19 protein-coding genes are annotated in these 15,074 nt (G+C 33.5%); 10 read left to right on the top strand and 9 right to left on the bottom strand.

The genetic code is table 11. The features are described 5' to 3' along the window. Positions 1-14: 14 nt before the first annotated feature. Together yihA and DNU06_RS09745 are read right to left on the bottom strand one after the other, a co-directional pair. Complete coding sequence (gene yihA, locus DNU06_RS09750) at positions 15-617, bottom strand: ribosome biogenesis GTP-binding protein YihA/YsxC (protein WP_111063134.1); 603 nt, start codon at positions 615-617, stop codon at positions 15-17. A 54-nt stretch (positions 618-671) separates the two neighbouring features. Continuing rightward, the gene (locus DNU06_RS09745; protein ID WP_111063132.1) at positions 672-1,286 is read right to left on the bottom strand and encodes a deoxynucleoside kinase; all 615 of its coding nucleotides are present in this window, start codon (positions 1,284-1,286) and stop codon (positions 672-674) included. Between the two features lie 159 nt (positions 1,287-1,445). Here DNU06_RS09745 and DNU06_RS09740 point away from each other — a divergent pair, with 159 nt between their 5' ends. The 10 genes from DNU06_RS09740 (at position 1,446) to porG (ending at position 9,905) form a co-directional block, all read left to right on the top strand. Further along, entirely contained in the window at positions 1,446-2,369 is a 924-nt protein-coding gene (locus DNU06_RS09740) for a DMT family transporter (protein ID WP_111063130.1), read from the top strand. 50 nt (positions 2,370-2,419) lie between these two features. After that, a complete protein-coding gene (gene rplU, locus DNU06_RS09735) occupies positions 2,420-2,932 on the top strand; it encodes a 50S ribosomal protein L21 (protein ID WP_111063128.1) in 513 nt (170 codons plus the stop codon). 22 nt (positions 2,933-2,954) lie between these two features. Then, a complete protein-coding gene (gene rpmA / locus DNU06_RS09730; RefSeq protein WP_111063126.1) occupies positions 2,955-3,224 on the top strand; it encodes a 50S ribosomal protein L27 in 270 nt (89 codons plus the stop codon). 108 nt (positions 3,225-3,332) lie between these two features. Beyond that, positions 3,333-4,601: a serine--tRNA ligase gene (gene serS, locus DNU06_RS09725; RefSeq protein WP_111063124.1), complete on the top strand. Its 1,269-nt coding sequence runs from the start codon at positions 3,333-3,335 to the stop codon at positions 4,599-4,601. Between the two features lie 11 nt (positions 4,602-4,612). Beyond that, positions 4,613-5,158, top strand: a complete 546-nt coding sequence (locus tag DNU06_RS09720; RefSeq protein WP_146239204.1) for a hypothetical protein — start codon at positions 4,613-4,615, stop codon at positions 5,156-5,158. A gap of 35 nt (positions 5,159-5,193) precedes the next feature. Further along, positions 5,194-6,978 carry a tetratricopeptide repeat protein gene (locus tag DNU06_RS09715; RefSeq protein WP_111063120.1) on the top strand — a complete coding sequence of 595 codons (1,785 nt, stop codon included), beginning with the start codon at positions 5,194-5,196 and terminating at the stop codon, positions 6,976-6,978. Positions 6,979-6,987: 9 nt separating this feature from the next. Next, positions 6,988-7,305 (top strand): DUF4286 family protein, encoded by a 318-nt coding sequence (locus DNU06_RS09710; RefSeq protein ID WP_111063118.1) that lies wholly within the window; start codon positions 6,988-6,990, stop codon positions 7,303-7,305. A 2-nt stretch (positions 7,306-7,307) separates the two neighbouring features. Further along, positions 7,308-8,087, top strand: a complete 780-nt coding sequence (gene rsmA, locus DNU06_RS09705) for a 16S rRNA (adenine(1518)-N(6)/adenine(1519)-N(6))-dimethyltransferase RsmA (protein ID WP_379659571.1) — start codon at positions 7,308-7,310, stop codon at positions 8,085-8,087. A gap of 53 nt (positions 8,088-8,140) precedes the next feature. Further along, on the top strand, positions 8,141-9,061 hold the full coding sequence (locus DNU06_RS09700; protein ID WP_111063114.1) for an outer membrane beta-barrel protein: 921 nt from the start codon (positions 8,141-8,143) through the stop codon (positions 9,059-9,061). A gap of 4 nt (positions 9,062-9,065) precedes the next feature. Next, the gene (gene porG / locus DNU06_RS09695; protein ID WP_111063113.1) at positions 9,066-9,905 is read left to right on the top strand and encodes a type IX secretion system protein PorG; all 840 of its coding nucleotides are present in this window, start codon (positions 9,066-9,068) and stop codon (positions 9,903-9,905) included. Here the strand turns inward: porG and DNU06_RS09690 are convergent. The 7 genes from DNU06_RS09690 to cyoE are packed head-to-tail and all read right to left on the bottom strand — an operon-like array spanning position 9,902 to position 15,006. Beyond that, positions 9,902-10,483: a DUF420 domain-containing protein gene (locus tag DNU06_RS09690; protein ID WP_111063111.1), complete on the bottom strand. Its 582-nt coding sequence runs from the start codon at positions 10,481-10,483 to the stop codon at positions 9,902-9,904. The genes porG and DNU06_RS09690 overlap by 4 nt on opposite strands. Further along, positions 10,480-11,157: an SCO family protein gene (locus DNU06_RS09685; RefSeq protein WP_111063109.1), complete on the bottom strand. Its 678-nt coding sequence runs from the start codon at positions 11,155-11,157 to the stop codon at positions 10,480-10,482. Before DNU06_RS09685 ends, DNU06_RS09690 begins: the two co-directional genes overlap by 4 nt. Next, positions 11,138-11,851, bottom strand: a complete 714-nt coding sequence (locus DNU06_RS09680) for a hypothetical protein (protein WP_111063107.1) — start codon at positions 11,849-11,851, stop codon at positions 11,138-11,140. Before DNU06_RS09680 ends, DNU06_RS09685 begins: the two co-directional genes overlap by 20 nt. 20 nt (positions 11,852-11,871) lie before the next feature. After that, positions 11,872-12,246, bottom strand: coding sequence for a cytochrome C oxidase subunit IV family protein (locus DNU06_RS09675; protein ID WP_111063105.1), 375 nt, complete (start codon positions 12,244-12,246; stop codon positions 11,872-11,874). Between the two features lie 16 nt (positions 12,247-12,262). Then, positions 12,263-13,039, bottom strand: coding sequence for a cytochrome c oxidase subunit 3 (locus tag DNU06_RS09670; RefSeq protein ID WP_111063103.1), 777 nt, complete (start codon positions 13,037-13,039; stop codon positions 12,263-12,265). A gap of 23 nt (positions 13,040-13,062) precedes the next feature. Beyond that, positions 13,063-14,118: a cytochrome c oxidase subunit 3 gene (locus DNU06_RS09665; protein WP_111063101.1), complete on the bottom strand. Its 1,056-nt coding sequence runs from the start codon at positions 14,116-14,118 to the stop codon at positions 13,063-13,065. 3 nt (positions 14,119-14,121) lie between these two features. Next, a complete protein-coding gene (gene cyoE, locus DNU06_RS09660; protein ID WP_199399010.1) occupies positions 14,122-15,006 on the bottom strand; it encodes a heme o synthase in 885 nt (294 codons plus the stop codon). Between the last annotated feature and the right edge of the window lie 68 nt (positions 15,007-15,074).

Genomic DNA, 15,074 nt, shown 5'->3' with positions numbered 1-15,074 from the left:
GAAAATTGACTGGTTTAACCCTGAAATGATGGGTTAACTTGATCAATATAGTCCAAAATTATTTCTTTTCCTTCCCCTGAAATAGATGAACTCATAAAGTATGGCGGTATTTCTTCCCAGGTTTTAAGCATTTCTTTTTGATAGTCTAACAACATTTTTTTAGATTTACTGCTAGAAAGCTTATCCATTTTTGTAAATATCATGGAAAACGGTACCCCATTTTCACCTAACATTTCCATAAATTCTAAATCAATTTTTTGTGGTGGGATACGACTGTCAATCAAGACAAATAAATTCAATAAATTTTCCCTGGTCAGTACGTATTCTTTTACAAATCGTTCCCACTTTTCTCTTTGGCTCTTTGCAATTTTTGCAAAACCATAACCAGGTAAATCGACCAAGTACCAAGTTTTATTGATTAAAAAATGATTGATTAATTGAGTTTTACCAGGCTTACTTGAAATCTTAGCCAATTTCTTATTATTGGTCAACATGTTAATCAAGGATGATTTTCCAACGTTTGAACGGCCAATGAAGGCGTATTCAGGTAGAGTAGGTGCTGGACATCTACTAATGTCTGAATTACTAATAATAAATTCGGCTTGATTTATGCGCATGGTCTTAAATTAATGGCTTCCATTTTGAGCCGGGTTTTGAAGAAGGGGTATGGGTTAAAATAAGCCGTTAATTTCGGCGTCAATTGCTTGTATAATTTTCCCTAAATCATCTGCATTTTCATGAAAATTATTGTCATCAACATCTATAATGATCAATTTACCTTTGTCGTAAGTCGAAATCCATGCCTCATACCTTTCATTTAATCTTTTCAAATAGTCTAATCGAATACTCTCTTCATATTCTCTTCCTCTTTTTTGAATTTGATTCACCAAAGTAGGAACACTTGCCTTTAAGTAAATTAATACGTCAGGTGCAGCAATAAAAGACTCTAAAAGGTTGAATAAGGAAAAATAATTTTCAAAATCTCTTGTTGTCATTAAACCCATGGAATGCAAATTGGGCGCAAAAATATAGGCGTCTTCATAAATAGTACGGTCTTGTATTACATTGCCTGGATTTTCTTTAATTTCTTGAATTTGGGTAAATCTAGAATTTAAATAGTAAACCTGTAAGTTAAATGACCAACGCTGCATGTCTTCATAAAAATCATTCAGGTAAGGATTTTGCTCAACGTCTTCAAAATGCGTATTCCAACCATAATGTTTGGCTAGTAATGTAGTTAAAGTTGTTTTTCCAGCTCCAATGTTTCCTGCGACTGCTATATGCATAATGATTTTGATTTGAGAGGCTAAAAATAAAAAATAATTCCCGAAATATGGGGGAATGGTTGAAAACTTTTCTAGCTAAATTTATAATGTAGTAATATAAACTTTTTAGTTTGATCTGTATCGGTTTTTTACTCGATAAAAAATAACTTTCTTTGTAGCATGAAAAATGAAACAAAAGCGTGGCTTATATTAATGATACTTTCATTGGTGTGGGGCTCTTCTTTTATTTTAATCAAAAAAGCCATGGAGCCCATTGAAGGGGTAATGGTTTTTAAACCTTTTCAAGTAGGTGGTTTAAGAATGTTGATTGCTGGGATGGTTTTATTACCGATAGCATTAAAAAGCATGCGACTGCTAAATAAACGAAATTCGTTTTATTTATTTTTAGTTGGTATGACCGGAAATTTTCTACCTTCTTTTTTATTTCCTTTGGCAGAAACAAAAATTCAAAGTTCCTTGGCTGGCTTATTAAATATGGGGACTTCCGTCTTCGTCATTATTATTGCTTGGTTTTTCTTTAAAGACCGGATTAATAAAATTCAAATGATAGGTTTTAGTTTGTGTGTATTTGGCCTGAGTATGATTCTTTTTCGCCAAGTTAATGAAGCGGATAATGATTTCTTTTATGCATTATATGTGGTTATAGCCACTGCCTGTTATGCCATAAGTATGACCTTAATAAAACATAAATTACAACATTTAAAACCAAAGGAAATAACGGCACTAGCATTTTTTTTTATGTTACCCTTTGCAATCGCGCTGACTTATTTCTCCGGTGGTTTTGCAGCCATAAATATGGAAGTACACACTTTGCAAGCTTTAGGATACTTGTTTATTTTGTCGGTAATTGGAACCGCATTGGCCGTATTGCTATTTAACCAGTTGGTTTCTATTTCTACCCCTTTGTTTACTTCTTCGGTGACGTATATTATCCCTGTAATTGCACTTTTCTTTGGCGTATTAGATGGTGAAAGTTTTAATATGGTCCATCTAATATGGATTGTTCTTATCTTTTTAGGCGTCTATTTTATGGGGAAAAAAGGTAAAAATGATGTAAAAAGTCAAGAAAGGAAGGTTAATTAAAAAAAAATAGTATCTTTGTCGTCCTTAAAAATAATTAAAAGAGAATTTGTATGTATGCAATTGTAGAGATAGCAGGGCAACAATTTAAAGTTGTTAAAGATCAACAGGTTTTCGTTCATAGATTAGATGCACAAGAAGGGGATAAAATCCAATTTGATGATGTATATTTGATAGATGATAACGGAACAATTACTGTTGGCGCCCCAGTTATAAGCGGAGCTCAGGTTTCAGCTTCAGTGTTAAGACACTTAAAAGGTGACAAAGTAATCGTTTTCAAAAAGAAAAGAAGAAAAGGTTACAAAAAGAAAAACGGACACAGACAATATTTAACAGAAGTTAAAATTGAAAGTATCGTTGCAAAAGGTGGTAAAGCAGCTCCAAAGGCGGCAAAAACTGAAGCAGCTCCTGTTAAAGAAGCGGCACCTGCAAAAGAAACATCAACAGCATCTGTAGATTTAAATGCAATGACTGTTGCAGAATTAAAAGGTTTGGCTAAAGAAAGAGGCGTGTCAGGATACACTTCTTTGAAAAAAGCGGAACTAATAGAAGTATTAAGTAAATAATAAATAAAAAAACTTATAAGCCATGGCACATAAGAAAGGAGTCGGTAGTTCGAAGAATGGTAGAGAATCCCAATCAAAACGTTTAGGGGTTAAGATTTTTGGAGGTCAAGCTGCTATTTCAGGTAATATTATAGTAAGACAAAGAGGGACTAAACATCACCCAGGTGAAAATGTAGGGATCGGTAAAGATCATACATTATATGCACTTACGGATGGTTTGGTTCACTTTAGAAAAAGAAGAGATAACCGTTCTTTTGTTTCAGTAGTACCTTTTGAGACTGCAGAAGCATAATAATAGAATCTTAAAAAACTTTAAAACTCCATTTTGCTCTGAAGCATTATGGAGTTTTTTTTGTTTTAAAACGTATATTTGTTACCCATCAAATTAAAATAAATCAAGATGTTAGAGATAACTAAAATCAGAGAGAATAAAGATGAAATTATTGCAGCTTTAAAAGTGCGTAATTTTGATGCAGATAAAAGTATTCAAGAAGTTTTAAGGCTAGATAATGAATGGAGATCCGCAAAGGGAGAACTAGATGGATTAGCCGCAGAGGCAAATAAATTGACCAAAGAAATTGGAGACTTATACAAATCAGGGCAAGCCGATAAAGCCAATGAAGTGAAAGCAAAATCTGCTGCTTTAAAAGCTAATGAGCCTGTTTTGAAAGATAAAGTAGCTGCGCTCGCAGAAGAGATTAATGCCATCTTGTACCTAATACCTAATGTTCCGAATAAAATCGTTCCTCCAGGAAATGCAGATACGGATAATGTGGTGGAAATGGAACATGGTACCAAACCTTCACTTCCAAAGAATGCTTTGCCACATTGGGAATTAGCGAAAAAATACGACATCATTGATTTTGAATTAGGGGTAAAAGTAACAGGTGCAGGTTTCCCTTTTTACCTCGGTAAAGGTGCTCGCTTGCAAAGAGCACTGATCAATTTCTTTTTAGACCATGCAAGAGATGCCGGTTATAAAGAAGTCATTCCACCTTTATTGGTAAACGAGGAATCAGGTAGGGGAACTGGTCAATTGCCAGATAAAGAAGGACAAATGTACCATACACCGACAGATGATTTTTATTTGATACCTACTTCTGAGGTGCCATTGACTAATATTTATAGGGATGTAATTGTAAAAGAAAGTGATTTTCCAATTAAATTAACCGCGTATACGCCTTGCTTTAGAAGAGAAGCGGGTTCTTATGGGTCTGATGTAAGAGGGCTAAACAGATTACACCAATTTGATAAAGTGGAAATCGTTCGTATCGAACATCCAGACCGTTCTTACCAAGCGCTAGAGGAGATGGTGAATCATGTTGAAGAATTATTGAAAGCCTTAGAATTACCTTATCGTAAGTTACGTTTATGTGGTGGAGATTTAGGATTTACATCTGCACTAACTTACGATTTAGAAGTTTATTCTGCAGCGCAAGATAAATGGTTAGAAGTGAGTTCTGTTTCCAATTTTGAAACTTTTCAAGCAAACCGTTTAAAATTACGTTATAAAGATGCGGATAAAAAAAGTGTTTTAGCACATACTTTAAATGGTAGTGCGTTGGCTTTGCCTAGAATATTAGCCGCATTACTGGAGAATAATCAAACTGAAAACGGAATTAATATTCCAAAAGTATTGGTGCCTTACACTGGTTTTGAATGTATTTAATTATAGAGAAAATGAAAAAAGTTTTATTATTAGTTTTTATTGGAGCACTATTTGTTGCCTGTAAGCCAGAAAAACAATTTGCAGATGAATTAAAAACTATTGACACTTATAAAAGTGAACTTGATAGTGTTAAGAAAGCATTCTCGGCAATAAAAATGGATAGTGTTTTCTATATTAGAAAAACTGCTTCGGAAGCCGAACGTTTTATTAAAACAAATTATATCACGGATACCATTAATATTGATTTTGCCAACAAAATTTCTTACATGAAAAGAATAAGGAAGTCATTGGCTAATTTTGAAATGAATACCAAACACATACTACTTGAAGCAGAAGCAATAGACACGCAGTATGTGCATTTAAAAACGGATATTTTAAATGGTGTTTTGAATAAAAAACAAGTAGATACTTACTTATTGGAAGAGAAAGTGGCTTTGGATAATTTGAAAAAATTATTTAATCAAGTCAATGAAAATCAATCTACACAAATGGCTAATTTTTATTTCGCATACCCTACCGTTGAAGAGTATATTACATTAATTAAAAATACGAACTAATTAAAAAACTGATTTTTATAGTATGGATAACGCTTTTGGGAATAACTTTCCCTACAGTTGTTCTTGGCCAAAATGGAGGCGAAGATGCCAAACTTGCAGCTTACTATTATAATAAAGGTCAGTTTGATAAGGCAGAAGAATACTATGAGAGTTTGTATAAAAAGTTTGAAACAAAATATTACTTTGATAAGTATTTTGATTGTTTAATGTTTCAAGAAAAATACAAAGAATCTGAAAAAATAGTTGGAAAGCAAATTAAAAGAAACCAATTTGAATTTAGTTATCGTTTTAAATTGGCCGAAATTTATGAAAAGACAGACCGACAAGTAAATGCAGATGAGGAATACGAAAAAATGATTGCCGACCTGTCTCCTGTTCAAAGTCAAGTGCAACAATTAGGGCGTTATTTTTCAGGAATTGGAAAGTTCGATTATGCATTGCAAACTTATGAAAAAGGGAAGAAAGCAAACAGGTCAGGTTATCAATACAATATCGAATTAGGGGAGTTGTATTCCATGACCAAGCAGAAAGATAAAATGATTGCTACTTATCTGGATTTATTGGATTATAGTTCAGGTTATCTAAAAACCGTACAGACTTACCTTTCTAGACTAATTGATTTCGAAAAGGACGAAGAAGAGATTGCCTTGTTGCGTGTAGAATTATTAAGTAGAGCGCAAAATAGTCCGCAAAAACTATGTTACAATGAAATGCTAATTTGGTATTATACCCAATTGAAACAATATACTGGTGCAATTATTCAATCCAAGGCTTTAGATTTAAAAGGTGGTGCTAATGGTCGTTACACCTTTGAAATTGGTCAAGTATGTGAATCCAATAAAGTATATGATAAAGCGAAACAAGCGTATAACTATGTGATGGAATTGGGAGAGCGTTCTCCTTATTATACTGCTGCAGCCCAGCATAGTTTAGAGGTTAGTTTTCTAATGGTAACTGCACAAAGTAATTATACGAAAAATGATTTAAATGCGGTGGTTTTAGAATTTGAAAGTGCCATTTTAAGAATGGGAAAAACTGAAGCAACGATTAATATCATGGAACGTTTAGCCCAGATTTATGCCTTCTACATCAATGAACCACAAAAAGCGGAAGTACTATTGAAGGAAGCAATAGACCTTCAGAGAAACCCCTTGCAAAAGGCACACACAAAAATTTTGTTGGGTGATGTGTTATTGAGTAATAATGAAATTTGGGATGCTTCGATTTTATATATGCAAGTTGCAAATGATTTTCCAGAAGACAAAATTGGTCATGAAGCAAAATTTAAAAATGCTAAAGTATTTTATTATGATGGTGAGTTTGAATATGCAAAAGCACAATTAGATGTACTCAAGGCTTCTACTACAAAATTAATAGCTAATGATGCCATGCAACTTTCCTTATTGTTGCAAGATAACTTGGGAATGGATACTACAGAAGCCCCTGTGCAGTTGTTTGCTAATGCAGACTTATTGTTACAACAAAGCCGTTTTGAAGATGCTATTGTATTATTAGACTCTATTGATAAAACCTATCCTTTTCATGCATTGGCAGATGAAATATTGTATCAAAAAGGATTAATATTTTCCAAACAAAAAGATTGGACAAAAGCCATATTTTTCTTTCAAAAAGTAATAGATAATTATGGATTTGACATTCTTGCAGATGATGCCATATTTAAAATTGCTGAAATATATGACTTTCAATTAGTAGATAGTGAAAAAGCGGTGGAATATTATAAGAAAATATTATTCGAATTCCCTAGTAGTTTATACGTCGCTGTTTCACGAGAACGATACCGAACCATTAAAGCCATATAATTAAATATAATGAAAATAATATATAATGTTACTGTAAGTATAGACCATGATGTTCAAGCGGAATGGTTAACTTGGATGAAAGTGGATCACATTCCGGCAGTGTTAGCGACTGGTTGCTTTTTGGAAGCTAAATTATCGAAGATTTTAGCGGAAGAATCAGGAGGACTAGCTTATTCTATCCAATATTTATGTCAAGATGCGGATACTTTAGAAATGTATCAAGAAAAGCATGCCCCAGAATTACAAAACATACACCATGCTAAATATTTAGGGAAATATGCTGCATTTAGAACCATACTTAGGGTAGAAGAGGTGTTTAAAAAATAATAATGTACGTAAAACCAAAAAAACATCTCGGTCAACATTTTCTAAAAGATGAAAGTGTTTGTGTCAGAATGGTAGAAGCCATACCGGAACAAAAGGACATGCTTCCAGTTTTAGAAGTTGGACCAGGTACTGGTGCACTCACCAAATATTTGCTTAAAAGAAAAGATTTAGAAACCCATGTTATTGAATTGGATGAAGAATCTGTAGTTTATTTAAAAAAGTATTACGAGGCCCTAGGAGATAGAATATATGCCATGGATTTTCTTAAAATTGATTTGGAAAAATTGATGGGAAAAGGTTCCTTTATTGTAGCAGGTAATTTTCCTTATAATATATCTTCCCAAATTTTGTTTAAAGTTTTGGATTATAAAGATCAGATTCCTTTTGTAGTTGGTATGTTTCAAAGAGAGGTAGCGCAAAGAATTGCAGAAAAGCCAGGAACAAAACAGTATGGCATTATCAGTGTGCTTATTCAAGCTTATTACGATATTGATTATTTATTTACCGTAAATGAGGATGTCTTTGATCCACCACCAAAAGTTAAGTCGGGAGTAATACAATTGACTAGAAATAAGGTCTTGAAACTCGATTGTAACGAAAAGTTATTTAAACAGGTAGTAAAAACATCTTTTAATCAACGTAGAAAAACCATTAGAAATTCTGTAAAATCAATGCTACACGACGCTGTGGATACTTCTGCGGAAATATTTTCAGAACGCCCTGAACAATTGTCTGTTGAAGAATTTATTCAATTAACTAATTTGTTGGATGTATCAAATTGATTTTTTTTTAATACATTTGGTGTTTACACGACTATTGATAATTTAAATTAATTATGTACAAAGCTTTATTGCTTACCGTTTTTTGCTTACTAGTGACTCTCTCGAGTTCTGCACAAACATGGAAGTACATGAGACAAGAATTTCAAGTCGGTATTGGTGCTTCTAGTTTTTTCGGGGAATTAGGCGGTGCAAAAGGTGATGCTAAACACGATATTCGTGATATTAGATTTTCTGCAACTCGTCCAGTATTGAATTTAGGATATAAATACATGTTACATCCTATTGTTTCTGTGAAAGGTTTGTTTACAATGGCTATTCTCTCGGGAGATGATGCTTCAACCGATAATTTAATAAGAAGTAATAGAAATTTAAGTTTTAAGTCTGGGTTGTTTGAAATGGATGGTATTGTAGAAATATATCCTTTTGGAGAACGCATTTCCCGAAGATACAGAATTAAAGGGGTAGGTGGAAGATCTGCTTTTTCAATTTCTCCATATTTCAGTTTTGGTGTTGGGATTGCGGCTTTTCAACCAAAAGCAGAATTAGACGGTGTTTGGTATAAACTGCAACCTCTCGGTACAGAAGGGCAAGGTTTAGCAGGTAGACCAGATAAATATAAGCGCTATACATATGCATTACCACTTGCGGTAGGTGCTAAATATTTTATAGATAGAAATTGGAGTGTAGGTTTTGAACTTTCTGTACGTTATACAGGATCTGATTATATAGATGATGTGAGTACCTCTTATTACTTGGCGGATGAAATAGAAGCGGCTTACGGTCCTGTTGCGGCAGCACTATCAGATAGAGGGATAGACAAGACCTTAGGAGAAACTGGTGTTATACAATATTCAAATGGGGGAAATAATTATCTACAACGTGGAGATCCAAAATGGAATGATGCATATTCTTTGGCAATAATTTCTATACATTACCGTTTAAGAAAAGGAACTAGATTTATTCCTAAATTTTAAATGAATGAAGCAATTTAAATTGCAAATTACCATCCTTTTTATAATGTCTGTAACACTGCTAAATGCACAAACAGACAAGTTTAAAAAAGCTTTCGAGTTTGGCTTTTTTGGTGGAGGAGCATATTACATTGGCGACCTTAATCCTACGGAACACTTTGTGTATAGTAAACCTGCAGGTGGAATTATCATGCGGTATAATTTATCTACCCGTCACTCCATGCGTTTTACTGCTACTTATGGGAATGTTTACGGAGATGATGCGCTTTCAGCAGATGATTGGCAGGTGAATAGAAACTTGAATTTTAGCTCGGATATTTATGAAGTTGCCGCTGGATTCGAAATATGCTTAAAAAAGTACGCCATCAACAACATGAAGTATACTTTTACGCCATACCTTTTTTATGAATTGGCTTATTTTAGAATGAATCCTAAGACGCAGTATGAGGGTAATGACGTATTTTTACACGAGATTGGTACTGAAGGACAAGGCAGTGATTTATCGGATAAAAGAAGCTATAGTCTAAATCAACTATCTGTACCTTTGGGGGTCGGTTTTAAATTTAATTTAATGAAAAGAGTAGCTGTTTCTTTCGAATATGGCATCAGAGTGACCTTTACGGATTATTTGGATGATGTTTCAGGTAATTATGTAGATAATGCCACTTTTGCCAATTTGCGTGGCCCTATAGCGGCTCAGCTAGCAGACCCTTCCTTAAATGGTATGTCAAGTATACCAGGTACAGCTAGAGGAAACTCGAATACAAAAGATTGGTATGCTTTTTATGGTGCAATGATTACGTTTAAACCATGGAAGTATAACGTTTGCGCATTTTCACACTATTAACTATAAAAAGGAGATATCATCAGGTATACCACTACGCCGCTAACGGCAACATATAACCATAGTGGAAATGTATATCTAGCAATCTTTTTGTGCTTAGCATAGTTGCCAGCCCACCCTCTTAAATAAGTAAAGCATACAAATGGAATTACCACAATACTGAGAATAATGTGTGTAAATAAAATAAAGTAATAGATGCTGGCACTTGCGCCTAAATTGTTTCTTTCTAAATCGTTTAATATGCCATCTTTATTGATATCACCATAATACGTAGTGCTAGAAGTAATATGGTAGGCAATGTAACCAACCAAAAACAATAAGGAACCAATTACTGCTGTTTTAATAAAGCGTTCATGGTTTACACTATCCCCTTTTTTGATGGCACGTACGGCAAGTATGAGGAACAGAGCAACTCCTGCATTAATTGCTGCATATACACTTGGTAAAAAGCTTAAATCTACACCGTCAATTTTTACTGTAAATAATAAAGCGACAACAATCGGAACTATAATAGATACAATTATTGCAATAGGCTTAAATTTTTTTTCTATTTCAGGTCTATATGGTTTTTTCTGGATCATTTTGTGTATTCTGTTGCAATTAATTTTCTTATGTCTGCTTCTAATTTTTTTACTTCCTGCTCATCTGTTCCAACATACATTCCTCTAATTCTACCTTCTCTATCAATTAAAACAAAGTGTTCAGAGTGCAAAAAGCCTCCTTCGGCTTCTCTATCTACATCCGCATTTACCAAGTATCCTTCTTTACCTATCTCATAGGTGTATGCTTGGGAACCTCTAACAAAGAACCAGTCATCTCTTGTGTCTATGTCCATCAATTTAATGAATTCATTTAAACGTGGAATACTATCTCTATCGGGGTCAATTGTATGGGAAAGAATAATTAATTCTGAGATGTCTTTTGTGTTTTCATGAAATTTTTTCATGTTTCTCATCATCACCGGGCAAATGGATGGGCAATGTGTGAAAAAAAAGTCCGCCACATAAATCTTACCTTTTACCGTTTCGTTCGTGATGGCATTACCATGGTGATCTGTAAAATAAAAGGATGGAATCACATGGTATAAAGTATCTATAATGGTTTTTCCGTCCACGGTGATCATTTCTGTATCGTAAAAACCTAGAATGGGTAAAGTTTTTTGTTTTTCTTCCACTACTTTGGATGTACAACCAATGAGTAAAATAAAAAAAAGAAAGGCAGTGAAAGGGAATAAGTTAGTGTTTGTTGTTTTCATCAAATTGAACTTTTTTCAAAATTTTCAATAAGTCAAAGAAATTTCTAATGTCGGAATCTCTTTTTGCTCCGGTAAAACCTCGAATGTGCTTTGTTCTATCTACCAAAAGTAAAGCGTTCACAAATGCTTTTTCGCCGATTTCAAAATTGGATGCTGTGGCAGGTAATTCACTAAAGTTTGAGCCATTATAATTGAAGTCGAAAATTTGTTTTGGGTCACCTATTAAGATTTGCCAAACGCTTGTATCTCTATTTAAATTAGCTAACGTTTCTAATAACCTTTTAGAAGGATGTTCAATGGCATTTCCATTTACGTCTGTTAAAATGGAATACAATTTTACATTATTGTAATTGTCCTTGTTCTTTTGGATTTTATCGTAAAATAATTCGTTGAAATGAAATAAGTATATTCCACAAGTATCGGGACAGGCGTTTTGGATGGTAGAGAATACTAAAAATTGATTTTGAGTAGTTCTACTATTTATGGTTTGTCCAAATTCATTCTTAAATTCAAAAAATGGAATTTGATAAGGAATAGTATCTGAAGTTCCATCTGTATTGGCGGTAATTGTTGGCGCACCAATATAAGGTAGTTTAATGAATTTATTGGTCAAGTTTTTCGCAAAGAAATAAATCAATAAACCCGGACCAAATAGTACGAGAATAAGTAATCCTAGTCGCTTAAGTCCGGGCATAATATTTTAAAATTGTCTATTTAATGTCTAAAAGTATTCCAAGTATCTCCTACAGATATACCTTCATTACTTAAGTGGAATATTAAATATAGAATGAAAATTATATAAGGAATAATGATCATCATTTTGAAGGTTTTTCTTTCTTCTCCTAAGTGCATAAACACCATTACAATGTAACCTGCTTTTATTACTGTTAAGATAATGTATCCCCATTTAATAAATTCCCAAGCACTTCCTGCAACTTCTTTAGGGTAAAACGCACCAACTAAAACTTCAACAAGGGTAATTATTGAAAGAATAGCTGTTACTTTCCAAATCTTTTTTCTAATTTTTTCCCCTTCTTCTTCACTGTGGTGTGCATCCAATGAATATTCAATAATATCGTCTCTAACCATTTTGTTTCAATTAAAATTATACCAAATAAAAGAATGTAAATACAAACACCCAGACTAAATCAATAAAGTGCCAATACAATCCAACCTTTTCTACCATTTCATAATGGCCTCTCTTTTCATAAGTCCCTTTGAATACATTCAAAAGAATAATGATGTTAAATAATACCCCAGTGAATACGTGAAATCCGTGAAATCCTGTGATAAAGAAAAAGAAATCCGCATATAAAGTAGGTCCGTAAGACTTTACATCTGTTCCAATTGTATGTCCATGTGAATCAACAATTGGCTCGTATTCTCCACCATACACATTGTGTTGCAAAGTCGCATTATCATTCCAAGTAGATAAGTTACCATCTGGTCCTGCAATAAATGTACTCCACTCCCAAACTTGAGATCCTAAAAAGATTAAACCACCAACTACGGTTAAGGTTAACCATTTAATTACCCCTCTTTTGTCCATTCTATGTCCCGCCTCAACAGCCAAAACCATGGTTACGGAACTTACAATTAAGATAAATGTCATTAAAGCCACATACAATAGTGGATAAACGTCGTCGGGACCATGTAAAAAAGGCATGTGAGTAAACACTTGCTCTCCTGCAGGCCATGCTGCAATGTTCTCTGGGTTTGAAAATTTTGCAAATCCTAATGAAGCAAGCAATCCGCCAAATGTCAATGCATCTGAAACCAAAAAGAACCACATCATTAATTTACCGTAGCTTATACTAAGTGGAGAAATTTTTCCTCCCCAAAGTGTTGCTGAATCAATTTGTTTTGAAGCTGGTGAACTCATAAAGAAAATTTATTTGTGCAAGTTTAATGAATAAAATTTAAAAATAGGTATAAATACAACCATAAAATTCCCAAAAAATGCCAGTAGATAGTACCTATCTTAAGTCCTATATAATTACTACTTGTATATTTTAGTTTGAAGGTTTTAATTAATAAAACCATTAACACTATAATTCCAGCAAGCCAATGCAATCCATGAATTACTATAAATGCTAAAATAAATGAGCTGGCTCTATTGTTTGAGTTACTTAATTCACTGAATGCGTAAGCTGAAATTTCTTGTCCATCTCTATAAAATTTTCTATTTTCATATTGAATAGGTTGTCCTTTATAGTTTAAACTAAAGTCTTTTCCGTACTCTCCAATCATATAAAAATCACCACGATTTTTGATAATCGCTTCTGCAAAATGCCATATTCTACTTTTTTGAATTGGAGATAGACTTAATTGGTCTATTTCAAACCTTCCATTTTGATAAACGATTTGTTCCCCTTTATATTTAATGGTATACACGCCATATTTTTTTAAAGGTTGCATTTTTACTTCCCGAATACTTAATATAGGGGTTAAAAATGCTTGCATATCTTGTTTGAATGCTTCGGATACTTTTTCACCTTCGTAATAAAAGTAAGTGCCGTCAAAACTTATTTCTTTATCATTTTTATATAAAGTGAAATACTCCCCGTAACGACCTTCTAAATTGATTATTTTCGCGGTCAATGCATTACCTTGGTTGGAAAGTTGATAAAACCCTTTGGTCTGTGTATAGCCAAAAAGCAAGCCCAATAACAAGGAAATGCTAATGAAAACACCTGCTAATTTGTTTTTTTTCGCTTTAACATTTCTACCAGCTAAAATTAAAAAGACACTACTGGTCAGTACTAATATAGTACTCCACATAAAGTAATTTGGTAATTTTAGGTTGACCCAGAAGCTAGAGTCTCTTGCTACAATATAGCCACTTGTAATACCAGCAAATAGCATTATGATGGAAAAAATGCCAAACCATAAAAGATTTTTCTTAATTTTTTCTTCTGCTTGTAAATTTTCCCCTTCGGGAAATTGATTATTTTGTTCCACTATTTAAACTTGATTAAAAACGTATAAAAACTGAATGATAGGTAAATAAATAAAAGAAGCAAACATTAATTTTTTTGCTGATTTATCGTCTTGATGAATATATAATTTTATGGTCAGCCATAAAAACCATCCCCCGGCTATTAAGCCAATAATTAAACTGGCTAGACCTGTATAATTATAAATGTAAGGCAGTACTCCTGTTGGAACAAGTAAAATAGATGATATTAAAATAATTAAAGCAGAGGTATGATTCTTTCTGCCTTTTGAAGGCAATAATGAAAAACCGCCCTTTTTATAATCTTCATCTACCACCCAAGCTATTGCCCAGAAATGAGGAAACTGCCAAACAAACTGAAAGAAAAACATAATTCCAGCAATTTGACTAAAGCTATTGTCCACTGCAACAACGCCTAACATAGGAGGTATTGCACCCGGTATAGCGCCAACGAATACCGCCCAAGGAGAAATTCGCTTTAAAGGGGTGTATAAAAATACATAGATGAATAAGGACAATAAGCCTAATATTCCACTGTAAAAATTGATTTGAAATAGTAATATTGCCCCTACTATGCCCATGCCAAACGCAAGTAATAATGCGGTAGTGACACTCATTCTGTTAGTTGGTAAAGGACGATTGGCAGTCCTTGGCATCTTTTTATCTATATCGCGCTCTATAATTTGATTGAAAGCATTGGAGGAGCCTGTGATTAAAAAACCACCCAAAATAAGGTAAACCAATACAATATCAAATTTACCATCTGCGAATAAAAAACCACTAACTGCAGAAACAACCACTAAAAAAGAAAGCCTTAATTTAGCTAAAGCTGCAAAGTCTTTAAATTTTGATTGTGTTTTGATTTCTTTAATTGCTATTTGTTCCGTTGACACACTATAATTTTAGAGCTACAAAGATATAAAATATATCCTATTGACAAATTGACTCCCGTTATTAATAT

Origin of the sequence: Putridiphycobacter roseus (genome assembly GCF_003234935.1) — a bacterium.
Taxonomy (GTDB): domain Bacteria; phylum Bacteroidota; class Bacteroidia; order Flavobacteriales_D; family Crocinitomicaceae; genus Putridiphycobacter; species Putridiphycobacter roseus.
The sequence above is the reverse complement of the archived record's forward strand: the minus strand, read 5'-3'. Positions and strand labels throughout refer to the sequence as shown.